Here is a 25,070-nt window from a genome sequence, read left to right as displayed (position 1 = left end):
TCACCCGTCGATAAACACCTTCAGAGGCGGTTCGTGCATCAGGAAGTTCTGGTGCGAGATATTCCAGGCATAGGCACCCGCCAGGCTAAACACCAGCAGGTCACCAATCGCCAGTTGCGCAACAGGTTGCTGCCTGGCCAGCACATCCTTGGGCGTGCACAACTGGCCTACCAGGGTGACGTCCTGACCGCTTATCTGCGGGGGATTTGTGCCTCGCATAACCGTGAACGGATGGTTATGGTCTTGCGCTGCAGGCGTGCGGAAATGATGAGTGCCGCCTCGACCAATGGCAAAAAATTCGCCGTGGCTGCTTTTGATATCCAGCACCTGCATGACGTAATAGCCGCAGGCTGCGCTGATAAAGCGACCAATTTCGAAGCGGATTCGGGTCGCGCCCATGCCGAACTCATCAACCAGCCCCTTGAGCCCCTGACAAAACCTTGGCCAGTCGAACGACTGCGCCGGGTTCTGGTAGTTGATGCCCATGCCGCCTCCGACATTCAGCACTGGCAGTTGCAGGTCGTGGTCGACACACAACTGGCGGAAAGTCAGGAAGTAGCTGCGTATCAACGCAAGGTGCGCATCGACATCCAGCTGGTGTGACAGCATATGAAAGTGCAGCCCCTTGAGCTCCAGAGACGGCTCTTCGCGCAATAATTGCAGTGCACTTGCCAGCCCCTGCTCGTCCAGCCCGAACGGCGTGGGCTTGCCGCCCATGACCAGCCTGCTCTGCGGTGCCTGCGTCAGCTTGAGGTTCAAGCGCAACATCAGCGCAGCCCTCACGCCACGCTGGCGAGCGATGCGCGCCAGACTGCGAAGCTCGGTCACGCTCTCTACATGAAACGCCGAGACGCTGTACTGCATGGCGATATCCAGTTCACGATCAAGCTTGCCCGGGCCGCCAAAGATCAGTGGCTCGTCGGGGCACTGCTCATGCAGCCAGGCCAGCTCCCCGCCCGAGGCCGCTTCGAAACCGTCTACCCACGGTGCAAGGGTTTTCAACACCCGCGCCTCCGGGTTGGCCTTGGCGGCATAGAACAATTCGCAGTTATCGGGCAGCACCTCGCGCATTGCCTTTATATGCTGTTCAAGGGCAAGCAAGTCGTAGACATAGGCACACAATGGCCCCTCGTGTTCAGCCTTGAGCTGATCGATACAGCGGGTGACAGCGACAGGAAGAGTCATGCGCACTTACTCTTTGCAATAAACGCCAATGGGCTGGGCAGCTGGGTGTAACCTGCCTCGCGATCGGCGCGCATCATCAGACGGGTCATAAAGTTTTCCTTGCCGGGGAATGGCGCACCGGCGCACAACTCGCGCAGCTGCTGCGGATGACCGAGAAACGCGCACTGTTCGTGCAACAGCTCGCCGGTGCGCGTCCACAACTGTTGTTCCAGAGCATCGCTACCATTGGCCAGATGAAAAATCGCCTCACCCAGATTATTCACCAGCGCACAGTAAGCCACCCGCTGCCAGGCCTTTTGCGCGCTGTAGTACACCGAGTTGCGGGTACGCTCGTCGAGCGCGCTCAAGCGTTCTGCCGGCCAGATTTCAGGAACCAGCTTGGTGCCCTCCAGATCGCGGATCCACACCCGGTTCGGCAAGCCGTCCTGAGCAAAGCCGACAACCGTGTTTTGTAAATGCGGCTCCAGCGCCACCCCCTGACGGAACAGGCAGTGCAGCACGCCGCCGAGCATTTTCGCGGCATAGGCATCCAGCCAGTTGAGCGTGGCCTGCTCAATGCCCAGGCCGGTGATGTCGGCATAACGTCGAACCTGGTGACGACAGACACTGCGACCTTGCAAGTCCCAGGTAAACAGCGCCATTGCCACCTGCGGCTGATACGCCCCGCGATCGGCCATGGACAGGTTTTCCCGGTAAACGATACCGAAGCATTCGGTGACTTCGCGGGCCTGCTCCAGCGTACCCAAAGCACCGAGATCAAGGCTGGAGGCTGCGGGCTCGGGCATCAGCAAAAAGTCCGGTTGCCGGATTGCCAGCTCGCTCATGACCGGCCGGAGCAGATGAGTCAGGGCCACGGCACTGTCCAGCTCATACCAGGCATTCTTGCGTACGCAATTGGTCAGCCGCACATGCATCGAGAACTTCATGAAATAAGCCAGTTGCGGGTGGTAGAGCGTACGCACCGACGAGGTCGGGAACATGGCCTGACCCAGAGGGCCGAGGTATTCGATCAGACCCTGCTGTTGCGCCCGCTGCACCAGCGGATCGGCCAGTATGCGGGCGACTTCCCAGGGGTGACACGGATAGGCGTCGTCGCGCCCCGACAGTTGCTGCAGGGTACTGCGCGGGTCCTCACCCTGATGGCGAAACAGCGCCGGGTCGATCTTGAACCAGTGCAACTGAAAACACGCCCCAACCTCAGGCGAGCAGGCCAGCAAATCGTTATGGGAAATACCTTCGCGGCTTTTCGGTGTCGGGTGCAGGGCATGCCCCCAGAGCTGATGCTGCTCGGATGCCAGCAGGCTGTCGGCAGCTTCGTTGGCCGGACGGGAATGACGCAGGAAGGCCCGGGTGATCTGCAGGCTGTTGGCGAACTGTTGCAGCATCTCGCCGACACGCCCGGCACCGCTCAGTGGCGTACACAGAAGGCTGGCCAGTTCCCGGGCCTCCAGTGGCCGCCAGCCCTGCTGGTTGCCCTTGAAATAAGGCGCGCCGATGTAATGACAGCGGCCCAGCAGGCTGGCACTGTCGATGCGCACCACCAAACGGCCGCCCGGCAGGCTGATGCTGATGCAACGAGCGCCGGCCTGACGCAGGCTCATCGGCACATCCTGTGCCTGGTAATTCAGATCGGCTTCGTTGCGCGGCAATGCATATTCGCGCAAATAGCAATTGAGCAGGCACTCGATGGCATGGCGCTGGGCTTCACCATCAAGGGCATGGTCATTCAGGGACAAGGTATTGGGAACGAACGTCATGCCGGAATCTCCCGGGAAGTGATCATTAGAGGGCGCGCCATGACCATGGCGGCCATGGCAGCCAGGCAGGCAACCAGAAAAGGGGATGCAATGCCGCAGGTCTGAGTGACCAGAGCAGCCGTAACACCGGCAGCGGTACCGGCCCATTTGCCGCTGGAGTCAAACCAGCCGAACAGGCGCCCTGCACTGCCTTGCCGGCTGCGCTGACTAAGGCAGCGGTGCAGCCCGACAAAGCTGAGCAGCATGCCCGCGCCACTGAGCAGACGCAGGGCGAACAACGGCTCTGCCTGCACGCTCCAGAATTGCAGCGCATTGCTGATCGCCAGCAGCGCCAGCCCCGGCAACAGGACGTTGCCCTGATGCTTGTGGACCCAGGGCAAGGCCAGCAGATAAACCAAATGCGGCAGGCTGTAGAGCACACCGATCAAGGTGTCGTTACCTATCCCCAATTGTTCACCGTATGGCATGAAGTAGGGAAAGGTGACCACCATGGCGAAGCTGAACAGAAACTGCACCGCCAGCAGGCGCGCCATGTCGGCTGGCAGTTGGCCTGGCGGCGGTTTTTGTTTGCGGTCCAGGGCATGCCCGGGCTTGTCGTTGGGCAGTGCCAACACCAGAACAAAAGCCAGCAGCGGCAACCACGCCAGCCAGCTGTAAAGGTTGATGCCCAAGCCCCGGGAGGTCAGCAGCCCCAGCAGGATCGGGCCGCTGATCATTGCCAGCCGTGCCGAATACTGAGTCCAGTTCAGGGCGCGGGACAGCCCGGAGCCCTTGAGCTGGGTCGACAGGTAGGCGTTGGAGGCCGCCATTGCTCCGCCGAAGGTGCCCTGGATAACCAATGCCAGCACGAACACGGTCAGATTGGGGCTCAAGCCTGCCAGCAGAAAACCCGCGAACAACCCGGCATGGGCGCGCAGCAACGACAGACGACAACCGTTGCGATCGGCCCAGCGCCCCCATACTGGCGCGGCCAGGGCGGTGCACAGGGTTGGCAGGACAAACAGCACGCCGATGGCCCATCCCGGCAAGCCGGGCGCGAGGTCGCCCAGGATGCGCGGTAGATAGAGCGGAATCCCCAGCGCCGTAAAGGCCGACAGGTAATGCCCCAACAAGACGCTGGCGATTAAACGGCGCTGCATGGCACCTCCTCCAGCAGGAAATTCGCCGCGCTGTAGCCATAGAACTTGTTGATATCACTGGCACCGGAATGGGCCTTGCTGAACAGGCTGCCGGCGCTGAGCAGGTACTTGACCGGCAACCTTGGGCTGTCGAGCAACCAGCGGCGTGCGTCGTCACAGTTGATGCCTTCGGCTTCGAGCTGCTGCAGACAACCGGTCAAGCGCCGGCGCAGCGTGTCGTACAGGCTGGCTTGAGGCGCCAGCCCCGCTGCCGCAATGGCCTGCAAAATTGCGACGATATTCAGTTGCAGGGTGATGGTGCAGAACATCTCGGCCAAAGGCTGACTGCTGTTGACACGAATGCGCTCATCCTGCAAGGCGGCTGGCAGCCCGGCAAGATCAGCACAAGCTGCAGCGAAACGTTGCGGCCAAAGGCGCGCGGCGTCGTTGTCCTTCATCAACAGGCGCATTGGCCGGCCGTGTTCGAATATCAGCACGGCGTTCTGCTGGTTGGCCTCAAGCGCGATGCCGTATCGCAGCCACAGCCGTAGATGAACCTGCAGTAACAGGTCAAGGTAGTCGTCGAGCCAGTGTTGCAGGGAGCCGGCATAAAAACGCTCGACCAGCTGTTCGAGGAACAGGCGCCCACCCGCAAGAGGGCTGGCCAGTGCAGCCACCGGCACCAGTGTGGTGTGCTCCAGCCCCGCCGGATAGCGGCGCACGATATAGGCCAGATGACGGCTTTGGGCGACATGACCGCCGTGTTGTTCATCTACGTGCAAATAGCGTGATCCCAACTCCGGATCTCGCCTGGCGAGCGCCTGCAAGGTGGTTTCAAACCAGTGGCCATCGTACAGGGTGCTTGGCTTGATCAGACGCAGATTGCGCGCGCCCAGGGTAGTGACCAGCAACGGTAATTTGATATGCCAATGAGGCTGATCAATGCACACCACCGTACGCACAGACAGCGTCGGCTCAACCTGCATGGCCGTGCGTGGCGCCTTGAGTGCGCCCTCAGGCAAGCCATACTGTTCAAGCACAGCCCAGGTCAACGGATGCACCGGCAGCAGTGAGTGGCTGTTGTGCAAAGTGCCTGGCAAGCCTACTTCCTCGAAACCCGGCCAGTGCGGCGGCTGCACACTGGTGAGGGTCATGGCCTGCCTGGGGATCGCCAGCCAGTTGAGTTCGAAACGCGGTGCAAACTCCGGCGCATAGCGTTCAAGGGCTGCGCCATCGAAGCCGCTTTTGGCCCGTGCAGTCGGGTAGTACGGGTGGTCCAGATAGCTGGCCAGCTGGTCAATCTTCAACAGGCGCTGCGACCAGTGCTGGAGCCCGATCACATCGCCGAGCGCGGCGGCATTGCGTTGACCGGCTTGCTTGCACAGGGTCCGGTGTTGCGTGGCGCAATCGGCCTCTTTCAGATACGCCTCGAACAACCCCAGGCTTTCAGCGTCCAGCCCCTGGCTCAGATGGCCAAGCCAGAGTGAGTAGCCACGCTGGACCTCAGGCGGGTGCTGTCGCGATACCCGGATCCAGGCATCGCCGGTAACACTCCAATCCTGCAACGGATACGCCTTGACCACTGGCAGCCACAACTCGTCAGCCGCCAGATCGGTGATCCGCAGCCAGATGCCGCTGGGTTGATGCGCAAGCAGCTGATGCAACGCCTCGGGCAGCGGACAGATCCGGCCCTGACTGACAACTCCGCGGATATCTTCACGCAGGCAGCAATCGATGATGCGGCGGGTGATGTAGGCCTGATCGGCAACTTCTGGTTGCAGGTTCATGCCACCACCCATTTCAGGTCGTTGAGGGTCGAATGCAATTGCGCATCCAGGCTCACGTCATCCGGGGCAATCAGGCGCAATACGCCGACGTAGTCCTTGTTGGAGTGGCTGATGGTCACCGTGTCGCCGGGATGTTGCAGCGCCCGGTAATCGCACCAGTGGTCTGCGGATTCGACATTGAAACTGGCACTGGCCTGATCCAGCCGCCCCGAACGCTCGGCCACCAGATAGTGCACGATTGCCTGGGCCCGAGCCGGTTGTGCGTCGACCAGCGCCTGCCCCAGATGCAGGGCAACGATTCGGTCAAACCAGCCCTGTGGCAGCAGCCGGTCCAGCAAAAACTCGCGGCCGTCACCGATACTGCGATAGTTGATCTCGACCAGCACCGGGCCTTGTGCGGTGAGGATGAATTCGCTGTGACAAACGCCAAAATTGACCCCGAATGCCGCCACTTGCGCCAGCGCCGCGGTACGCTGTGCGCTGCTTAGCGGGCCATTCCAGCGGGCAGCGAGTTCGACAAAATGGGGCGGCGCAGAAAGGCTTACGTCAAAGCCGCCAATGGCTTGCAGGCTACGACCGTCACCGAGGGTTTCAAGGGTGAACAGTGGCCCTTCCAGGTAAGCCTCCAGCAGCAGTGCACGGTCCGGTTGCTGCTCCCAGAACCGTTCACAGTAAGCACTCAGTTCAGCGGCGTTGTGACACAAGCGCACGTCCAGGCTGGCCACCCCTTCACGGGGCTTGGCCACCACTGGCCATGGCGCATCAGCAGGCAACGCGCAGCCCGAGGCAAGCACCTGGAACCACGGCCCGGGCAGGCCCAGACGCTGCATGCGCTCACGCATGGCGGCCTTGTTCTTGGCGGCATGGCACAACCGCCAGTTCTTGCCGGGGCACTCGAACGCCTCCGCCACGACTGCTGTCGCGGTTTGCAGGTGATCGCTGTTGGAAAATACGGCAACCGGGCGCAAACCCTGGCCATTGAGGGTTTCGATGACCGCCAGCGGGTTGAATACATCACATTCGATCACCTGCAGCCGGTCCGGCGAAAGAGACGAGCCGGCAAGCAGGCGACGATGTTCCTGAGCATGATCGGTGATCAGCACAATTGGCAGCCCGCGCTGCTGCGCGGCTGGCATAAAGCCCTCGAGAATGGCTGGGTGTGCGACGTGAGCAAGGATGACGAATGGACGTTGCATGGCACTTTCCTGGGGGCAACAGTTGCCCGTCCCGCAGGATGGGCAACTGATTTACAAAAGCGCGTGTGCGCGGTTTAGAAGCGGTAATTGACGCCTAAGGTGAGCGAACGCTCTGGCGCGGGTTGACGACCCCAAGGGCTGGTGTCGATACCTCGGAAATAGTATTCGCGGTTGAACAGGTTACTGATGCCCGCCGAGGCGGTCAGGATGCTCTTGTCGGCCAGCGGGAACTCACGTTCGATAGCCGTGTTCCACACCCAGTAAGAAGGCAGTTCACCCACGCTGGCAGAGGCGTTTTCTTCGCGGGTATTGGCAGCGTCGGTGTAGGCCTTGCTGATGTACAGACCGTCGAGGTTGTAGGTCCAGTGTTCGGCAAAACGGTAGCGGGCATCCACCATAAACTGGTTTCGCGAGGAGTACGGCACTTCGTTGTCTTTGTAAGTGCCGTTGCGTTGTTTGGCATCGAGGTAGGCATAACCGGCATGCAGGTCCAGATCACGCATGGCCTGCGGGGTCCAGAAAATATCGGTCTCGAAACCCTGATGACGTGTGCTGCCAAGGTTGTCGAAACGGTCGGTGGTGGCGTTGTAGACAATCTGGTCATCAAAGTCGATGCGGTACAAGTTGAAGTCGACACGCATGCCCTCCCACGGGGTGTAACGCACGCCAGTCTCGTAGTTCCAGGCCAGCTCGGCACCGACCGCACCTTCCTTGACGATCTGCGTAACCTGAGGCGGACGCAGGGACTTCTGGGCGTTGGCATAGACATACCAGGCGTCGTTGGCCTGGTAACCCACGGTCAGGCCCGGCAGCCATTCTTCAGACTTGTTCTCGCGCTCGAACCCGGTGATGCCATCGCTGTAGTTCATGCGCGCGTTTTCATAGCGCGCGCCGGGGGTGATGGTCAGGCGATGATCAAGCAGGCTGATGGCGTTGCTGATGTAGAAGGCACGAGCACTGTCATCGAATTTCCAGTCGCGAAACGGTGCAGTCACACCCGTAGCCAGACTCTGCCGGTTGACCTTGTAACTGATGTCTTCGCTGACATAGCGGGCACCGAGTAGCCAGGTCTGGCCGACGGTGTCGCCATCGATGGTGGCGCTGATGCGCGGCTCCGAACCCCAAACCTTGAAGTCACGCGGGCCGTCCTGCTTGGTCACGGCCGTACCGTCCGGAGTGAACGGCAGGCCTACGACGAAATTGCGGTAGCTGTTGTGGGCAAAGTTGGTCCAGCTGAACTCCACCGAATCGAACGGCCCCATGGCGCCAAGACGCTGGGTGTAAGTGCCCCACACACGATCCGTGTCACCCTCGAAGCGGTCCAGCGGGCGCGTTGACTGACGCGGGTCGTCCTTGTAGTCCTTGACGCTGAGGGCTCCGGCCAGGTCCATGTCGGCCTTGTAATGCTGAACGCCGAAACTCAGATCCCGGTCATCATCGATGTTCCATTGGCCGCGCAGGCGGTAGTTCTGCACATCGGTATCAGAGTGTTCGCGCCCGTATTCGCCGCTCAGGGTATTGATGTCCAGTTGCAGCCCGAAGTTGTCGGTCAGGTAGCCGCCGGTGCCCATATAGGTATCCCACAACTGGCGCCCGCCAGCATTGAACGTGGTTTTCTCCTGCAGGGTGGTTTCCCATTCGCGGGGAATCGGCTTGCTGATGAAGTTGATCACCCCGCCGACGTTGTTCGGACCGTATTGCACCGCTGCGCCCCCGCGCACGATATCAACCCGGTCGACCGTGGCCATGGTCATTGGGAACAGCGACAGGCCGGTCTGGCCATAGGGTGCCAGCGCGAGCGGGATGCCGTCCGACAAGGCCTGGATGCGTCCGCTGCGGCTCTCGTACAGGCCGCGCACCGAAATCTGGGGCAGCGCACCGGTACCGGTCTCGTCGAAAATCTTGATGCCCGGAACCCGTTGCAGCGCATCATCCAGGCCACGGGTGCTGGCTTTTTTCAGGTCGCTCGAATCGATGACGCTGCGACTCCCGGCATAGGTACGCACTTCCTGATCGCTGGCGGCACCCAGTACATCGCCCTCAATCGTCATGGGCGCCAGCTCAACGCTATGGCCGGGGGGTTGTTGATCGGCGGCCATGGCAGCCTGGCAAATACCCAGTGTCATGAGGCTCAGTGAAAAGTGTAGGGATATTGTTTTCATTGGACTACGTCGACTCATTATTGCTGTTGGAGAGAATGCAGGCGGGCTTTGAGTGCGTTATGCAGCAAGCCACGGTCTTCACCGGCCAGAAAACTGCGCACGCCGCGGGCGCGCCATAGCGCGTTCTGTTCGACGGTGCGGGGGTTGGCGCAAAAAGCGACGCCGGCGCCAAGACAGGCGTCGGCCATGCCTTGCAGGGTTTGCCAGACCCGAGGATTGAGAGGATCAGGCCCCAGGCCGAGATCGAGGGCCAGGTCCAGGGCGCCTTCCATGATCATGCCGACCCCGTCCAGTTGCAGGATGTCGCCCAGCGCGTCAACACCGGCGCGGCTTTCGATCATGGGAATGATGGGGGTCTGGCGGTTGGCCAGATCGATGTATTCGGGCAGTGGCAGGCGACCGAAGCCGGTGATGCGCCCACCGGTCATGCCGCGCTTGCCCAGGGGCGGAAAAAAGGCCGCCTCAATGGCGCGCTGAACCTGTACGGCGCTTTCGGTGCGTGACAGCACGATGGTTTCGATACCGGCGTCCAGCGCCCTGCCGATCAGTTTCTCGTCCACTTGCGCCATGCGCAGCCAGGGCGAAATACCTGCGGCCTCACATGCCCGAACACAATGCATGATGTCTTCTTCGGAGCGCAGCAAGTGCTCCAGATCAAGAATTACAAAGTCGTAGCCGGCAAACGCGAGCATCTCGCAAAGCATGGGTGAAGGCAGGGAGTTGAGCATGCCATAAACAACTTTCCCGTCTTGTAGCCGGGAAAAAACCGGAGAAGTTTTTATCACTGACACAGGTCCTTTTAGCGAGGCAACACTGGCGCCAATAATAATCATTCTCAGATACAGGTAAACAATTATTATTATCGAATAGCGATATTCGTGATGCACCGCATAAAAAACAGTTTTGCCCGGTGTCTTTTTTTTTAGTATTAGATTCGCAATATGAATCGCTCTGCAGCCACTGTGCTAGACGCCATTAGCCATTGGCTGCCGCACTTATTGCCCAGGCCACCGCAGGGCAAAATATCGAAAATCATCAGTTTTCTGCCCACGCCAGCTCTGAGTTCTACCCCACCCCAGCCTTGAACACTTGGTCATAGTCGAATAAATAGAGATACTGCCGATAAGCCATCATCCTGGCCTCAAGATTCAATTGCTCTCTGGACAGTTACCAGCAGCCCATTTGAGAACATCCCAATGGCAAGCACTTCCAGCTCTGATTTCTTCACAATCAATCTAGGCACTCGCCCTGACAAGGCATTCAGAATCCCCCCGCCACCGATTCAAGAAGCGCAGGATTGCTCAATCCAGCTCCCTCCCGGCCTTGCTGGGCCTAACGTCGCCGCACGCTGGTTAAAGAAAGGGCAAACACTTTCGGTAGGCAAGTTCCTGATCCCCGGAGGACTGATCTACACCACCTTATGCGTTGATCCCTGTGCGGGGCTGTATGAGCCTTCTCTAATAAATACCTTGCTCAAGCTTTCATCTGACGAGGTCGACTCCTCCTTATCACTGATGACCTATTGGCCTGATTACAAGTCCATTTCTGCACAAGCGCGCCGGGGATATGTGCAATGGTTGGCAGGCGGCCGTTGTGATCCGCGCGCTGATATCGGTTATGTGTTTTTATTTTTCTACGGCCTGGAGCGACGCGCCCTGATCGACGCGGGCGAAGATCAAGACGCCATTGCCGATCTGTCGGATATCGTTGAAGAAGTCGAGCGACTTCTCGGTATCTACGGTTCAAATAGCTCACTGCGAGGCTATGCAGAAGGTTTTCTCGATTACCTTTGCTCTTCAAGCATCGACGACAACCTGTATTTAAAGCCCCCTGCGGTGACCACGGCAATACGATCCAGTATGTCGATTGGCCTGAGAGCCGGTTTAGGGCAAATGGCTATGCATCAACATCCCGTTAATGCGCAATGGGCTATTGCCTGGGCACTGTCAGACCCCGACATCATCAGGCGCACACCGGCAACGCGTTGCCCCGATTTACTGAGCAAACTTTTTATAACGGAATATGAACGGATATACCCGCAGGGCATTCTGCTGAGCCACAACAAAACCAGGCTCAAACATGCTTACCGGGCAGCTTCTAGAGTGGTGGGTGCAGCGGTGATAAGCATGGGTGATATTCCCGACGTCTCGGCCAGCGCGCTGAATCGCAAGAAACTTCAGTTTTTGCTCGATCGCTGTTCCAGCGACCTGGACGCCTATAGCCGTTTTATTGGGCGTTACCCCGACCACACGCAAAAGCTGGAGGGCTTGCTGCAATTACCCGTTTCACTGTGGCCAGCAACCTTGCGCGATGAGCTGGAAAGCCTGAAAGCCAGGATAGAGGATGACCTCGAGGTCATGACCTTTACAGAGCTGGGTAAACGCTTCAATAGTAACGGTGTTTTGTCCCGCCCCCTGCTTATGGCCATGGCTCGGGCATTAGAATCACTGCAAATAGGCATGGAACCAGACGTGTTGGCTGGCAGCAGAATGCCCAAACCCGATGATTGTATTGCCCTCTTTGTCACGCAACCTGACGATGGCGTGCTCCGGGCGACACCTGCTTTTAACGCTGCATGCCTGACACTTGATCTGGCTAGCGCAGTAACCGTTGCAGACGGAGAGATTTCGGCAGAAGAAGTCTCACTGCTGTTGAGCCAGATTGATGCCTGGCAACACTTGAGTATTGCTCAGCGCAAACGCCTTAAAGCCCATCTTGGCATTCAACTGCATCAACCCCCCACACTAGCAAGCCTCAAGAGCAGGCTCGAGCCTTTATCCATCACTGAGAAGGAGACCATTGCTCACTTCCTTGCCAGCCTTGCGCAAGCAGACGGGTCTGTCAGTTGCGAAGAAGTCAAACTGCTGGAGCGCATTTACAAAACACTTCAGCTAGATCCAATGACGCTTTACGGCAACCTGCATGTTGCCACTGCACCACGAGCGTTCTCGGAGCACTTCGGCGTTCCTTTGACCACGCCTGTACTTGAATCGATGCCTGAAGTCGGCGGCATAGCGCTTAATCTGGATCGTATTGCTCTGCTGCAGCGGGAAACCGAAGCAGTCTCAGCATTACTGGCTAAAGTGTTTATTGAAGACTCTGCCCTCGAACCTGAACCAGAGCCCACTGCCCTTGTGATCGAAGTGCAGGCTGATGCTGTTGCAATTATCCCCGGGTTGGAGGGTGAGCATCTCGCCTTTCTAAGGCTGTTGCTCTCGCGCCCCCAGTGGAGTCGTTCTGAGCTGCAAGACACCGCGAGCGACATGGATCTGATGCTCGACGGGGCTTTGGAACACATCAACGAACTTGCCTTTGAACACTTCGACATGCCCGTTACCGAAGGTGAAGAGCCCGTCGAAATCAACCCGGAAATTTTGGAAAAATTGGCCCTATGAGCACTATTCGAACAAAAGATCGCGATGCGCTTATTCAATCACTGCGCGCAGGGGTTGTGCCGCGTGTGGGCCAACACCTTATCCAGGTTGGCCGCGCAGGCGAACTGGATGCGCTGCTCAAAGATGTGGATCGCCTGGCAGACGGTGGTGCTGCATTTCGTGTTGTGATAGGCGAATACGGTGCGGGCAAGACCTTTTTCTTGAACCTGGTTCGTGCAATTGCCATGGAGCGCAAGCTGGTCACGATGCATGCAGACTTGAACCCGGACCGCCGCTTGCATGCCAGCGGCGGGCAGGCCCGGTCGCTTTATGCCGAGTTGGCGAAAAACATGTCCACACGTACAAAGCCTGACGGTGGAGCAATGCAAGGTATCGTCGAAAAATTCATATCCCAGGCGAAAGCAGAGGCTAAGACATCGGGTAAAAGTACCGAAAACGTAATCCAGGTACGCCTCAATGAGCTGACTGAAATGGTCAACGGGTATGACTTTGCGCACGTGATCGCAGCTTACTGCCGGGGCTTTGACGAGGGCAACGAGCAACTCAAGGCCGATGCCATTCGCTGGTTAAGGGGTGAATTTACAACAAAGACCGATGCGCGAGCAGCGCTCGGCGTTCGGACCATTATTGACGACGCCTCGGTCTATGATCAGCTCAAACTGCTTTCCAGATTCGTACGCCTGGCCGGGTATGCCGGGTTGATGGTTTGCCTTGATGAACTGGTCAATCTCTACAAGCTGGCAAACACCCAAGCCCGTAACGCCAACTATGAACAAATCCTGCGTATTCTCAACGACTCCTTGCAAGGAGCTTCACAAGGGTTGGGTTTTGTTCTGGGAGGCACTCCTGAGTTCCTGATGGATACTCGTCGCGGGTTGTTCAGCTACCCTGCCCTGCAGTCACGGCTGGCGGAGAACTCCTTTGCCAAAAGCGGACTGATTGACCTCTCAGGCCCGGTAATCCGCCTCACCAGTCTGACGCCTGAAGACTTTTACGTGTTACTGCAAAAGCTACGGCACGTCTATGCCTCGGGAGATCCGCAGAAGTACTTGCTCCCCGACGAAGCACTGCCAAAATTCATGACACACTGTAATCAGCGTCTTGGGGAAGCTTACTTTCGTACCCCACGCACAACGATCACTGCATTTATCAACCTGCTGGCAATCCTTGAGCAGAACCCTGGTTCTGATTGGCGCGAACTGATTGGCAGTGTTGACGTGGCAAAAGACACCGGTGGAGCGTCAGACCTGACTGTGGAGCAGGATGATGAACTTGCCACCTTCGAGCTCTGAGTCTTCCTCTTTCAGCCTTCTCGACTCCAGGATTAAACGCTGGATCTGGGCTGAAGGCTGGACATCGCTAAGGGATGCCCAAGAGCAAGCCATAGCTGCTCTGGTAGGCGCTGATCAAGATGTCATCATTGCTGCAGCCACTGCGGCGGGTAAAACCGAGGCTGCTTTCCTGCCTATTCTGACGCACCTGCTCAATCATCCCGATATACCCGGAGCCGTGCTGTATATCAGCCCCCTCAAAGCCCTGATTAACGATCAATGGGAGCGCCTGGGTCGTCTGTGCGAGCAACTGGACATCCCGGTAATTGCCTGGCACGGAGACATTTCGGCGAACAAGAAACATCGATTCCTGAAATCGCCTGAAGGTGTTTTGCTCATCACGCCAGAATCGCTGGAAGCTCTTTTCGTGAACCGTGGTTCCAACATGGGCGCCCTATTCAAAAATCTGCGTTACATCGTAGTTGACGAATTACATGCGTTTATAGGCAGTGAGCGCGGCAAACAACTGCAATCACTGATGCACCGTGTAGAACTTGTCGTCGGTCGACACTTGCCGAGAGTGGGCCTGTCGGCAACGCTGGGTGATATGAAGATGGCCAGCAACTTTCTTTGCCCTCGGCGTGCCGAGGGGGTCACGGTCATTGAATCCAAAAACGCGGGGCAGACGCTGCAGATCCAGGTTAAAGGCTATATCCAGCCACCCATGTGCAAGTTGCTCGAAGGCCGGGATAAACTTGAATCGGCCTCTGATGATGAGCCTGAAGACCAGCACTCCCCTGACTTCGCAATCGCCGAGCATCTTTACAAGGTGCTCAGGGGCAGTAACAACTTGGTATTCCCCAATAGCCGTACCCAGGTTGAGTCTTTCGCTGATCGACTTAGACGATGTTGTGAGCGCGATGCCGTACCCAATGAGTTCTGGCCTCACCACGGCAGCCTGTCCAAAGATCTGCGCGAACAAGCCGAGCACGCTTTGAAATCCGGGGAGTTTCCCGCAACAGGCATCTGCACATCGACCCTTGAGCTGGGCATCGATATTGGCTCAATCAAGAATGTCGTGCAGATTGGCTGCCCGCCCTCTGTCGCCAGCCTGCGTCAACGCCTGGGGCGCTCCGGCAGGCGCCCGGGCGAACCTGCTATTTTGCGGGCTTACTGCAAAGAACAGCCGTTAACAGCCAGCTCCGACCTTTCAGATCGATTACGCCAGGGGCTTGTACAGACCATTGCCATGATTCGCCTGCTCACACAATCATGGTTCGAACCTCCGCGCACTCAAGGTGTGCATGCGTCCACATTGGTTCAGCAATGCCTTTCCATCATTGCTCAATGCGGGGGGGCCACTGCCCCCGAGCTATGGAGGCGCCTGGTTGCAGACGGTGCGTTCACCCGGATTGAAAAGGCAGACTTTGTTGAACTGCTGAAAAACCTTGGTGCAAAAGAACTTATCACCCAGGAAAGTTCAGGCCTGTTGCTGCCGGGAGTCATTGGCGAGCGATTGATCAACCATTATGAGTTTTACAGCGCCTTCAGCAGTGATGAGGAGTTTCGCCTGGTGTGTGCAGGCAAGCCTTTGGGTTCGTTACCGGTCAGCCGCCCGCTGGCCAAGGATCAGCGAATCATCTTCGGCGGGCGTCGCTGGCAAGTTCAGGACGTTGACCTTGAGGCCAAGATCATTACCGTTTCCCCCTCACGGGGTGGTGCTCCCCCCTATTTTGAAGGGCTGGGTGCAATGATTCATGATCGGGTGCGCCAAGAAATGCGCGCACTGCTGGCTGAAAGCACCCCGTGCCCTTTTATTGATCGCACGGCCCAGGCGTTACTGGACGAAGCACGCCAGACTTTTGCTGCGCTTGGGCTGTCGCAGCGACATATCCTGCTGACAGGCGACACATGCCAGATCGTAAGCTGGCTGGGTGATCACGCCAATGACGCCCTGTGCTTGCTGCTTAATCACGTAGGGCTGCGTTGTGAGGGGGACGGTTTATTGATTTCAACCAACGCCAAGAGCGACAAGATGATGTGGGCACTTGAACAGGTTGCAGCGCTGGACGCCAGCGACCTGAAAACGTTGCTGGCCGATGTTGAGAATATGCGACGAGAAAAATGGGACTGGGCACTGCCTGAGTCGCTGCTGGTAAAGTCTTATGCTTCCATCTCTCTGGATATCGGGACGGCCATAGCCTTTGCAAAGGCTCAAACTCTTTGACTGGCACATCAGCAGGCCGTTAGCGGCCTGCACACAAAGCCGGGCATGGGGCTTTTAAACGCCAAAACATCATACTAAAACTGCTTCAGGGCCCGTCTCAGCATCCTCTTGTTGCTGGCAATACGATCTGCCAAATCAAACCATTGATCACGCTCTTTGCCTTCCAGCTTTTCCCATCTCCCAGAAACACGAGTATAAATATCCGCGTCATCCGGTATATCTACAGTCTTTAAAATCCGTTGCTGAGAAGTACCGAAAAGCCTCTTGATGAGCGTCGGCGGCATGACAATATCGGCGCTCGAAACCTCGAAAGACAAAGCCATGACCCACTCTTTTGTGGAAACAGTTCCCAAAAGCAACTGGTGCACGTCTGCGGGTGCCCCGGGAGATACCCAAATTGATTTCTCCTTTCCGTCCATCAAATCAACCAGAAACTTGGGAAGTCCACTTCTCACGGGCGGATAAGGCAGTAACTGTCGACGGGCCAACTTGTGAAGCAATCTTTTACCAGACAGCCGATGAGAAATCAGGCATTTCTCATGCCTGCGAATAGTCTCGAGAAAAATCCTGTTATCTCTTTCGATCCCCAAATGCAGCAAGCCAAAAATAATCACCAATGCCGCAAACCCGCTTGCCCACCCGGCATACAGGCTGGAGTCCTCATCGCCGCTCACAAGGTACGGGGTCAAACAGACTAAAGCCGCAGCCAACAGACTGCCTAAAAGGAAATACTTGAGTTTGTAATACATACACCCCTCCACCCGTCCATTACCAAATTTCAGGCAAAAAAAAGCCGCTATCGCTAGCGGCTTTTTTACTATCTGGCTCCACGACCTGGACTCGAACCAGGGACCCAATGATTAACAGTCATTTGCTCTACCAACTGAGCTATCGCGGAATGGCGTCTATCTTACTGATATAAAAAGAGAAGTCAACACTTTTGCTGGCTTCTCCCTGCATTATTCAGATGACCTGAACAATGGCGTCGGTTACCGCCTCAATGTTGCGCTGGTTCAAAGAAGCTACGCAGATTCGGCCGGTATCAAGGGCATAAATACCGAATTCGGTACGCAGACGCGTTACTTGTTCAACGGTCAGACCGGAGTACGAGAACATGCCACGCTGACGTGCAACAAAGCTGAAGTCATGCCCAGGAGCCTTTTTCGATAGCAGCTCAACCATTTGCAGACGCATGCCACGAATGCGCAGACGCATTTCTGCCAGCTCGCCTTCCCACATCGCACGCAGCTCAGGGCTGTTAAGCACGGCTGCAGCAATGGTTGCACCGTGAGTCGGCGGGTTGGAGTAGTTGGTACGGATCACGCGCTTGACCTGGGACAGCACACGGGCGCTCTCTTCCTTCGATTCGGTGATGATCGACAGTGCACCGACACGCTCGCCATACAGAGAAAACGACTTGGAGAACGAGCTGGAAACAAAGAAGCTCAGGCCCGAGCCGGCGAACAGGCGTACTGCTGCTGCGTCTTCGTCGATGCCGTCGCCAAAGCCCTGGTAGGCCATGTCCAGGAACGGGATCAGGCCTTTGGCCTTGACCACGTCCAGCACGTTCTGCCAGTCGGCCGGGGTCAGGTCGACACCGGTCGGGTTGTGGCAGCAAGCGTGCAGCACAACAATGGAGCCGGCGGGCAAGGCATTCAGATCTTCGAGCATGCCGGAACGGTTGACGTCATGGCTGGCGGCGTCGTAATAACGGTAGTTCTGCACCGGAAAACCGGCGGCTTCAAACAGTGCACGGTGGTTTTCCCAGCTTGGATCGCTGATCGCGACTACTGCGCCTGGCTGCAGTTGCTTAAGGAAGTCAGCACCGATTTTCAGCGCGCCGGTACCGCCAACGGCTTGAGTGGTGATCACCCGGCCAGCTGCCAGCAACGGCGACTCGGCACCGAACAACAGCTTTTGCACGGCCTGGTCGTAGGCGGCAATACCATCGATCGGCAAATAACCGCGCGACGCGTGCTGGGCAACCCGGATCGTTTCGGCTTCGACAACGGCACGCAAGAGCGGAATTCGTCCCTCTTCGTTGCAGTAAACACCAACCCCCAGGTTCACTTTGCTGGTACGGGTATCGGCGTTGAATGCTTCGTTGAGGCCCAGGATAGGATCGCGTGGTGCCATTTCGACAGCGGAGAACAGGCTCATTATTACGGCGGCTCTGAATGGGGAATGGAGGGGGTGACAACGCTCCAGCCGATTGCACTAGAGCGGTGCACAAACGGGGAGCAAGTATAAGCCCGATCAGGATTCGGGCAACAGCCTATTGCCGGTTTTACCCAAGTATTTGAGTTTATTTTCAGGCCACTGGTCTAATTGCAATCTTTGCCGATATGCCCGTATCAGAGCTGTACCTTGAAACAGTCGGACATGACCTCCATATTTAGCCGTATCCTGTTTTTTCCTGCGGCCTGAGTCGCATGCACTTATAAAGGCTACTGCTTTTATAGAAGCAAACCCTGAGGTCCTTCATGCCCGATTTTCAGCTTGTTACCCGCTTCAAGCCCGCAGGCGATCAACCCGAAGCCATTCGCCAGATGATTGAAGGCATCGAAGCCGGCCTGTCGCACCAGACCCTGCTCGGGGTAACCGGTTCGGGCAAGACGTTCAGCATTGCCAACGTGATCGCCCATGTGAACCGCCCCACCCTGGTGCTGGCGCCCAATAAAACCCTGGCTGCCCAGCTGTACGGCGAGTTCAAGTCATTCTTCCCGAACAACGCGGTGGAGTACTTCGTCTCGTACTATGACTACTACCAGCCCGAAGCGTACGTGCCCTCCTCCGATACCTTTATCGAGAAGGATGCCTCGATCAACGACCATATCGAGCAGATGCGCCTGTCCGCAACCAAGGCCCTGCTGGAGCGCAAGGACGCGATCATCGTTACCACGGTGTCGTGCATTTATGGCCTGGGCAGCCCCGAGACCTATCTGAAGATGGTGTTGCACGTCGACCGTGGCGATAAGCTCGACCAGCGCGAGTTGCTGCGCCGCCTGGCCGATCTGCAATACACCCGCAACGATATGGACTTTGCCCGCGCCACCTTCCGCGTGCGCGGCGATGTGATCGACATCTATCCTGCCGAATCGGATCTGGAGGCGGTGCGCATCGAACTGTTCGATGATGAAGTCGAAAGCATCAGTGCCTTTGACCCGCTGACCGGCGAAGTCATCCGCAAGATGCCGCGCTTTACCTTCTACCCCAAGAGCCACTATGTGACACCGCGCGAAACCCTGCTCGACGCCGTGGAAGGGATCAAGGAAGAACTCAAGGAGCGGCTCGAATACCTGCGGGCCAACAACAAGCTGGTCGAGGCCCAGCGCCTGGAACAGCGCACCCGCTTCGATCTGGAAATGATCATGGAGCTGGGTTACTGCAACGGCATCGAAAACTACTCGCGCTACCTTTCGGGCCGCGAGTCCGGGGCCCCGCCACCGACCCTGTTCGACTACCTGCCGGCCGACGCGCTGCTGGTGATCGACGAGTCTCACGTCAGCGTGCCGCAAGTGGGCGCCATGTACAAAGGCGACCGTTCGCGTAAAGAGACCCTGGTGGAATATGGCTTCCGCCTGCCCTCGGCACTGGACAACCGGCCGATGCGTTTTGACGAATGGGAACGCATCAGCCCGCAGACCATTTTTGTTTCCGCCACCCCTGGCAACTACGAAGCCGAACATTCGGGCCGCGTGGTCGAGCAGGTGGTGCGCCCCACCGGCCTGGTCGATCCGCAGATCGAAGTGCGTCCGGCCCTCACCCAGGTCGACGATTTGCTCTCCGAGATTGCCAAGCGCGTGGCGCTGGAAGAGCGTGTGCTGGTCACCACCCTGACCAAACGCATGTCCGAAGACCTCACCGATTACCTGGCCGACCATGGCGTGCGGGTACGCTATCTGCACTCGGATATCGACACCGTGGAGCGCGTCGAAATCATCCGCGATCTGCGCCTGGGCGTATTTGACGTGCTGGTGGGGATCAACCTGCTGCGTGAAGGGCTGGACATGCCCGAGGTGTCGCTGGTGGCGATCCTGGACGCCGACAAGGAGGGCTTCCTGCGCTCCGAACGCTCGTTGATCCAGACCATTGGCCGGGCGGCGCGTAACCTCAATGGCCGGGCGATTCTGTACGCTGATCGCATCACCGGCTCGATGGAACGCGCCATTGGCGAGACCGAACGCCGGCGCGAGAAACAGATCGCTTTCAACCTCGCCAACGGCATTACGCCCAAAGGCGTGTTCAAGGATGTCGCGGATATCATGGAGGGTGCGGTGGTGCCGGGTTCGCGCAGCAAAAAGCGCAAAGGCATGGCCAAGGCCGCGGAAGAAAACGCCAAGTACGAGAACGAGCTGCGCTCGCCCAGCGAGATCAGCAAGCGCATTCGCCAACTGGAAGAAAAAATGTACGCCCTGGCCCGCGATCTCGAATTCGAGGCGGCAGCGCAAATGCGCGACGAAATCGGCAAACTGCGCGAGCGGTTATTGCAGGTTTAACGCCCCACATTGTCCCTGTGGGAGCGGGCTTGCTCGCGATTGGATCGATGCGGTGTATCAGGTAAACCGCGCCGTTTCTATCGCGAGCAAGCCCGCTCCCACAGGGCAATCTCTCAGACGGCTACCGCCGCTACCGCCTCGACCTCAAACAACATCTCATCCAGCGCCAGGCGCGGCACCGGGATCAAGGTGCAGGCCGGGGCCGGCAGCTCCCCCCATACCCGCTTCACTTCGGCGCCCAAAATCTGCAAGCGCTCCAGGCTGTGATCCACGATCAATACGGTGATCTTGGCCACGTCCTTGATCTGTGCATCGGCCGCTGCCAGGGCGATCTGCAGGTTGGCAAAGGCCTGGCGCACCTGCTCGGCGAAGTCCGTCGACAGCTCACTGTCGGCGTTCTCGCCGCCCTGGCCGGCGGTGTACACCAGCCGCACATTCGCGGCCACACGGGCAACATGGGAGTAACCGTTGGGCGCAGGGTCATACAGCCCGACGGGGTTGAGCAACAGCACTGCGGAGTCAGAATTCTTGTCCATAAAATACGCACCAGTGGCAGTGGGATAAGCAAGCGCGCTATTCAACCACTCTCGCCAAGCCGTACGCCAGCGCCCTCGCGACACAGGCCGCAAATATGCAAGGATGTTACGCCGCAGCGCACCAAAGCCGTTTTCCAAGGATGACCATGACTGCCATCACCACCCAAATGCCCCTTGTGCCGGGGCGCCTCGAACAAATGTCGACCCGCATTGCCTTTTTCATCGCCGGTTTTGGCCTCGCCGCCTGGGCGCCACTGGTGCCCTACACCAAAGCCCGTGCGGGACTGGACGAGGCCACTTTGGGCTTGTTATTGCTGTGCCTGGGCGCGGGCTCAATCCTGGCGATGCCCATTGCCGGCATCCTCGCCAGCCGTTATGGCTGCCGCCGGGTGCTGGTGGGCGGCACGCTGTTGATCTGCCTCGCGCTGCCACTGCTGGCAACGGTCAGTGCCATACCGCTACTGATCGCCACACTGTTCTTGTTTGGCGCTGGGCTCGGCGCCGTCGACTCCACCGTCAACTTGCAGGCCGTGATCGTCGAGCGTGCCAGCGGGCGCACCATGATGTCGGGTTTTCATGGGCTGTTCAGTGTCGGCGGAATTGCCGGTGCGGCCGGGGTCAGCGCCCTGCTGGCGCTGGGCCTGACGCCGCTGTGGGCGATTGTGGTGGTGATTGCATTGATCCTCGCAGCCCTGCTCAAGGCTGCTCCGCACCTGCTGCCTTATGGCAGCGAAAGCAACGGCCCGGCGTTTGCCGTGCCCCACGGCGTGGTGCTCTTTATCGGCTTACTGTGCTTTACCGTGTTCCTGGCAGAAGGCGCAATGCTCGACTGGAGCGCCGTATTCCTGACCTCCGAGAAAGGCATTGGCGATGCCTATGCCGGTCTGGGTTATGCCGCGTTTGCCTTGACCATGACCGCGGGCCGACTGATGGGCGATACCATCGTCAAGCGCCTGGGTGCGCGGCTGGTGATTGTCCTGGGTGGGTTGTTTGCAGCTGCGGGCATGGCCCTGGCAACCCTGGCACCGAACTGGGAGTCAGCATTGCTCGGTTATGCGCTGGTGGGCGCAGGGTGTTCGAATATCGTGCCGGTGCTGTACACCGCCGTGGGCAAACAGACCGTAATGCCGGAACATATCGCCGTGCCAGCCATTACCACCCTGGGGTATGCGGGGATTCTGGCAGGGCCTGCGGCCATCGGCTTTATTGCCCATGCCAGCAGCCTGGGCGCGGCCTTTTTGCTGATCACCGCCATGCTCATAGCCGTAGCCATCAGCGGGCGGATTTTGCGGGTTTAGAGCGAGCCCCTCACCCCAGCCCTCTCCCGGCGGTAGAGGGGGCCGATGGGTGGTGTTGCACAAATTTGCTTCTGCTTTTAGTCCCCTCTCCCTCCGGGTGAGGGGCATTTTGGCTTAAAAACCCACACTCGCCTGCACAAAGAACGTACGCGGCTCGCCCAGGTAAATCCCCGCGTTGTTGTCGCTGGAGCGGGTGTAGTACTCCTGGTTGAACAGGTTCTTGATCCCCGCTCCCACTTTCAGGTTTGACGCTTCAGGGCCGAAGTCGTAACCGACTCGGGTGCTCCAGGTCGCATACCCAGGAATATCGCCGTACTGGCCATCCGGGGTCGGATCAGTGATGTACACCCCGCCAGTGCCCGGCGCGTGCTGCTGGGACTGGGCAAACATGTCCAGGTTGTAGGTCCAGCGGTTGACCACGTAACGCGCCCCGAGGTTGACCACCTGGCGCGAATATAGCGGCAGATCACGCCCTTTGAAGTTGGGAATGTCACCCTCGGACGTCGCCTTGGTGTAGGTAAAGCCCGCATTGACCGACAGGCCGTCAAGGCGTGCATCCAGTGCCGACATATCGTAGTGAACCGAGGTCTCGATACCCTGGTGCCTGGTCGCGCCCAGGTTGGTCCAGCCCACATCGTTGCTCACATATTGCAACTCGTCGGCAAAGTCGATGTAGAACAGCGTCACTTCACCGCCCCACACACCATTGTCGTAACGCGTACCCAGCTCATAGGTCTTGGCCTTTTCAGGACGCAAACCCGCTGCGGTCGCATCGCCGACACCGCCCTGGCCCAGCTGGAAGTACTGCAGGCTGCCGAACGAGGTCTCGTAGTTGGCAAACAGTTTCCACGCGTCCGACAGGTGATACATCACGCTCAGGGCCGGCAGTGCTTCGCTGCTGTCGATGCTGCGGTTTTTTTCCTGCACTGGTTTGCCGTTATTGCCCAGTACCGGGCGGTCGTGCCAGTTGGTGCTGATCCGCTCAAAGCGGATACCCGGGGTGACCGTCCAGTTGCCCACATCGATCTTGTCATCGATATAGAACGCGTTGGCCTCGGTGCCACCTGTGCGATCCTGATAGACATGACCGTCTGCCCCGGGCCCCGGCACAGGCACGTTATTGACCAGGTACACCTGGCTGGCCTCTTCATGCATCGCCTCTTTGAGGTAGCGATAACCCAGCCCCACTTCCTGCGTGACCGGCCCCAGGGTGAACACATGGGACACCCGCGGCTCGATACCGAAGGTGTGGTAACTGCGCGGATACGAAGCCAGGGTTTGCAGATTGCGGGCTGCAATGTTGCTGCCACGGAAGCTGTCGGTGTAATAGGTCAGGACTTCAAACTGGGTCTGGTCGTCGATCTGACGCAGGTACTTGAAGGACACATCCTTGCGTCGCCCGGTAAAGTTGTCGTAGTCACGCAGCGACTGGTACGGGTCAGCGTCAAACTGCTTTTGGGTCAGGCCGCCGGGCATGTCCGCGGTGGCGTCGTAGTAGTGGAAATTGAGGGTGAAATCATCCTGGTCGGTGGGTGCCCAGTGGGTCTTGAGCAAGACGTCATCGATATCGTTGTCGTTGTTGCGCGCGCGATAGCCATCACCCTTGACTCCGGAATACAGCAATGCAGCACCGATACCGTTGTCCGCCGTGCCGCCGAGAAATGCCGATTCAATATGTTTCCAGCCACCACGCTCGGAGGTTTCCAGGGTTGTGCCGACCTCGCCCTGGAAGGTCTCGGGAATGGCCCGGGTCACAAAGTTGATCACCCCGCCCACGTTTTGCGGCCCGTAGCGCACCGAGCCGGCACCCCGCACCACGTCGATGCTGTCCAGGTTGCCCGATGAAATCGGTGCCATCGACAATTGTGGCTGGCCGTAGGGTGCAAACGCTGCCGGAATACCGTCAATCAGGACGGTGGAGCGCGGTGACAGACGCGACGTCAAACCCCGCACCCCCACGTTCAGCGAGATATCACTGCCGCCCGTGCCGTTGGACTCCTGCACCTGAACACCCGGGATACGCTTGAGGGCATCACTGACGTTCATCGTGCCCTGCTCGACCATCGCTTCGCGACGCACCACTGTCCGCGCCCCCGGGTGGTTCTGCACCACCGCGTCATTGGCATCGCTCAGCCAGTTGCCGACCACCTTTACATCCACCGGCCCCAGTTCCAGCGGCCCGGACGCTGGCGCAGCAGCACTGACCGTGGGCGCCGCACGCAGGGTTACAGCATCACCGTCAAGCTCGTAGCTCAAGCCACTGTCCTGCAGCAGTCGGGCCAGCGCCTGTTCTGGCGACAGGTTGCCATTCACCGCCGGAGCCTGCTTGCCAGCCACCAGCTGCGGGCTGAAAAACACTTGCAATGCCGTTTGCTGCGCCAGTTGGCTCAGGGCCGAGCCCAGGGGCTGAGATTGAATATGGATCACAGCCGGCGCAGATTCGCCAGCAAAAGCACAGGGCATTGCCGCGCTCACCGCCAGGGCCAAAGCCAGCGGTAGCAGGCGCGTCCGGGCGACAGAAGATGGAATGCTCAGGGGTGTTTCAAGCGAGGATAGTCGCCCACGAAGATTGTTGTTTTTCACGTCGAGTCTTGCCCTATGGATCGCACTTGAGTGCAACTGTTAATACAAACCAGTTG

At 58.4% G+C, this 25,070-nt stretch carries 16 protein-coding genes and 1 tRNA gene; 5 read left to right on the top strand and 12 right to left on the bottom strand.

What is annotated here, in order from left to right:
• The 7 genes from V6L81_RS13650 to V6L81_RS13620 form a co-directional block, all read right to left on the bottom strand.
• A complete protein-coding gene (locus V6L81_RS13650; RefSeq protein ID WP_130871571.1) occupies positions 1 to 1,185 on the bottom strand; it encodes a type III PLP-dependent enzyme in 1,185 nt (394 codons plus the stop codon).
• Positions 1,182 to 2,942, bottom strand: a complete 1,761-nt coding sequence (locus V6L81_RS13645) for an IucA/IucC family protein (protein WP_338660039.1) — start codon at positions 2,940 to 2,942, stop codon at positions 1,182 to 1,184. Before V6L81_RS13645 ends, V6L81_RS13650 begins: the two co-directional genes overlap by 4 nt.
• The gene (locus V6L81_RS13640; protein ID WP_338660038.1) at positions 2,939 to 4,081 is read right to left on the bottom strand and encodes an MFS transporter; all 1,143 of its coding nucleotides are present in this window, start codon (positions 4,079 to 4,081) and stop codon (positions 2,939 to 2,941) included. The genes V6L81_RS13645 and V6L81_RS13640 overlap by 4 nt, the downstream gene beginning before the upstream one ends.
• Positions 4,066 to 5,847, bottom strand: coding sequence for an IucA/IucC family protein (locus V6L81_RS13635; protein ID WP_322213016.1), 1,782 nt, complete (start codon positions 5,845 to 5,847; stop codon positions 4,066 to 4,068). The genes V6L81_RS13640 and V6L81_RS13635 overlap by 16 nt, the downstream gene beginning before the upstream one ends.
• Positions 5,844 to 7,043 (bottom strand): siderophore biosynthesis protein PvsA, encoded by a 1,200-nt coding sequence (locus V6L81_RS13630; protein ID WP_338660037.1) that lies wholly within the window; start codon positions 7,041 to 7,043, stop codon positions 5,844 to 5,846. The genes V6L81_RS13635 and V6L81_RS13630 overlap by 4 nt, the downstream gene beginning before the upstream one ends.
• Before the next feature lie 74 nt (positions 7,044 to 7,117).
• Positions 7,118 to 9,205, bottom strand: coding sequence for a TonB-dependent siderophore receptor (locus V6L81_RS13625; protein ID WP_338660036.1), 2,088 nt, complete (start codon positions 9,203 to 9,205; stop codon positions 7,118 to 7,120).
• Between the two features lie 17 nt (positions 9,206 to 9,222).
• Entirely contained in the window at positions 9,223 to 9,933 is a 711-nt protein-coding gene (locus V6L81_RS13620; protein ID WP_153379295.1) for an HpcH/HpaI aldolase/citrate lyase family protein, read from the bottom strand.
• Positions 9,934 to 10,401: 468 nt separating this feature from the next.
• Between V6L81_RS13620 and V6L81_RS13615 the strand changes: the two genes are divergently transcribed.
• From V6L81_RS13615 to V6L81_RS13605, 3 genes are read left to right on the top strand one after another with little or no spacing between them, the layout of a single operon-like run.
• Positions 10,402 to 12,600: a TerB N-terminal domain-containing protein gene (locus V6L81_RS13615; RefSeq protein ID WP_095026507.1), complete on the top strand. Its 2,199-nt coding sequence runs from the start codon at positions 10,402 to 10,404 to the stop codon at positions 12,598 to 12,600.
• A complete protein-coding gene (locus tag V6L81_RS13610; RefSeq protein WP_153326118.1) occupies positions 12,597 to 13,892 on the top strand; it encodes an ATP-binding protein in 1,296 nt (431 codons plus the stop codon). Before V6L81_RS13615 ends, V6L81_RS13610 begins: the two co-directional genes overlap by 4 nt.
• Complete coding sequence (locus tag V6L81_RS13605; protein WP_338660035.1) at positions 13,867 to 16,098, top strand: DEAD/DEAH box helicase; 2,232 nt, start codon at positions 13,867 to 13,869, stop codon at positions 16,096 to 16,098. The genes V6L81_RS13610 and V6L81_RS13605 overlap by 26 nt, the downstream gene beginning before the upstream one ends.
• A 74-nt stretch (positions 16,099 to 16,172) precedes the next feature.
• Here the strand turns inward: V6L81_RS13605 and V6L81_RS13600 are convergent, their stop codons facing one another.
• The 3 genes from V6L81_RS13600 to V6L81_RS13590 form a co-directional block, all read right to left on the bottom strand.
• The gene (locus V6L81_RS13600) at positions 16,173 to 16,847 is read right to left on the bottom strand and encodes a hypothetical protein (protein WP_095026509.1); all 675 of its coding nucleotides are present in this window, start codon (positions 16,845 to 16,847) and stop codon (positions 16,173 to 16,175) included.
• Positions 16,848 to 16,920: 73 nt separating this feature from the next.
• Positions 16,921 to 16,996: transfer RNA gene (locus tag V6L81_RS13595), tRNA-Asn, on the bottom strand.
• A 65-nt stretch (positions 16,997 to 17,061) separates the two neighbouring features.
• Positions 17,062 to 18,258 carry an amino acid aminotransferase gene (locus V6L81_RS13590; RefSeq protein WP_338660034.1) on the bottom strand — a complete coding sequence of 399 codons (1,197 nt, stop codon included), beginning with the start codon at positions 18,256 to 18,258 and terminating at the stop codon, positions 17,062 to 17,064.
• Between the two features lie 323 nt (positions 18,259 to 18,581).
• Here V6L81_RS13590 and uvrB point away from each other — a divergent pair, with 323 nt between their 5' ends.
• The gene (uvrB, locus tag V6L81_RS13585; protein WP_095000466.1) at positions 18,582 to 20,597 is read left to right on the top strand and encodes an excinuclease ABC subunit UvrB; all 2,016 of its coding nucleotides are present in this window, start codon (positions 18,582 to 18,584) and stop codon (positions 20,595 to 20,597) included.
• A gap of 113 nt (positions 20,598 to 20,710) precedes the next feature.
• Here uvrB and V6L81_RS13580 read toward each other — a convergent pair whose 3' ends face one another.
• Positions 20,711 to 21,133 (bottom strand): RidA family protein, encoded by a 423-nt coding sequence (locus V6L81_RS13580; RefSeq protein ID WP_095024768.1) that lies wholly within the window; start codon positions 21,131 to 21,133, stop codon positions 20,711 to 20,713.
• Positions 21,134 to 21,279: 146 nt separating this feature from the next.
• Between V6L81_RS13580 and V6L81_RS13575 the strand changes: the two genes are divergently transcribed.
• Positions 21,280 to 22,431 (top strand): MFS transporter, encoded by a 1,152-nt coding sequence (locus V6L81_RS13575; protein ID WP_338660033.1) that lies wholly within the window; start codon positions 21,280 to 21,282, stop codon positions 22,429 to 22,431.
• 114 nt (positions 22,432 to 22,545) lie between these two features.
• Here V6L81_RS13575 and V6L81_RS13570 read toward each other — a convergent pair whose 3' ends face one another.
• Entirely contained in the window at positions 22,546 to 24,894 is a 2,349-nt protein-coding gene (locus V6L81_RS13570; protein WP_232527615.1) for a TonB-dependent receptor, read from the bottom strand.
• Between the last annotated feature and the right edge of the window lie 176 nt (positions 24,895 to 25,070).

The organism is Pseudomonas bubulae, from assembly GCF_037023725.1.
GTDB lineage: Bacteria > Pseudomonadota > Gammaproteobacteria > Pseudomonadales > Pseudomonadaceae > Aquipseudomonas > Aquipseudomonas bubulae.
This window is presented reverse-complemented; position numbering and strand designations above follow the sequence as displayed.

Coding starts and splice junctions, on each gene's coding strand:
- V6L81_RS13650 (WP_130871571.1), bottom strand. CDS start 1,185: ATGACTCTTCCTGTCGCTGTCACCCGCTGTATCGATCAGCTCAAGGCT.
- V6L81_RS13645 (WP_338660039.1), bottom strand. CDS start 2,942: ATGACGTTCGTTCCCAATACCTTGTCCCTGAATGACCATGCCCTTGAT.
- V6L81_RS13640 (WP_338660038.1), bottom strand. CDS start 4,081: ATGCAGCGCCGTTTAATCGCCAGCGTCTTGTTGGGGCATTACCTGTCG.
- V6L81_RS13635 (WP_322213016.1), bottom strand. CDS start 5,847: ATGAACCTGCAACCAGAAGTTGCCGATCAGGCCTACATCACCCGCCGC.
- V6L81_RS13630 (WP_338660037.1), bottom strand. CDS start 7,043: ATGCAACGTCCATTCGTCATCCTTGCTCACGTCGCACACCCAGCCATT.
- V6L81_RS13625 (WP_338660036.1), bottom strand. CDS start 9,205: ATGAAAACAATATCCCTACACTTTTCACTGAGCCTCATGACACTGGGT.
- V6L81_RS13620 (WP_153379295.1), bottom strand. CDS start 9,933: ATGCTCAACTCCCTGCCTTCACCCATGCTTTGCGAGATGCTCGCGTTT.
- V6L81_RS13615 (WP_095026507.1), top strand. CDS start 10,402: ATGGCAAGCACTTCCAGCTCTGATTTCTTCACAATCAATCTAGGCACT.
- V6L81_RS13610 (WP_153326118.1), top strand. CDS start 12,597: ATGAGCACTATTCGAACAAAAGATCGCGATGCGCTTATTCAATCACTG.
- V6L81_RS13605 (WP_338660035.1), top strand. CDS start 13,867: ATGAACTTGCCACCTTCGAGCTCTGAGTCTTCCTCTTTCAGCCTTCTC.
- V6L81_RS13600 (WP_095026509.1), bottom strand. CDS start 16,847: ATGTATTACAAACTCAAGTATTTCCTTTTAGGCAGTCTGTTGGCTGCG.
- V6L81_RS13590 (WP_338660034.1), bottom strand. CDS start 18,258: ATGAGCCTGTTCTCCGCTGTCGAAATGGCACCACGCGATCCTATCCTG.
- uvrB (WP_095000466.1), top strand. CDS start 18,582: ATGCCCGATTTTCAGCTTGTTACCCGCTTCAAGCCCGCAGGCGATCAA.
- V6L81_RS13580 (WP_095024768.1), bottom strand. CDS start 21,133: ATGGACAAGAATTCTGACTCCGCAGTGCTGTTGCTCAACCCCGTCGGG.
- V6L81_RS13575 (WP_338660033.1), top strand. CDS start 21,280: ATGACTGCCATCACCACCCAAATGCCCCTTGTGCCGGGGCGCCTCGAA.
- V6L81_RS13570 (WP_232527615.1), bottom strand. CDS start 24,894: ATGCCCTGTGCTTTTGCTGGCGAATCTGCGCCGGCTGTGATCCATATT.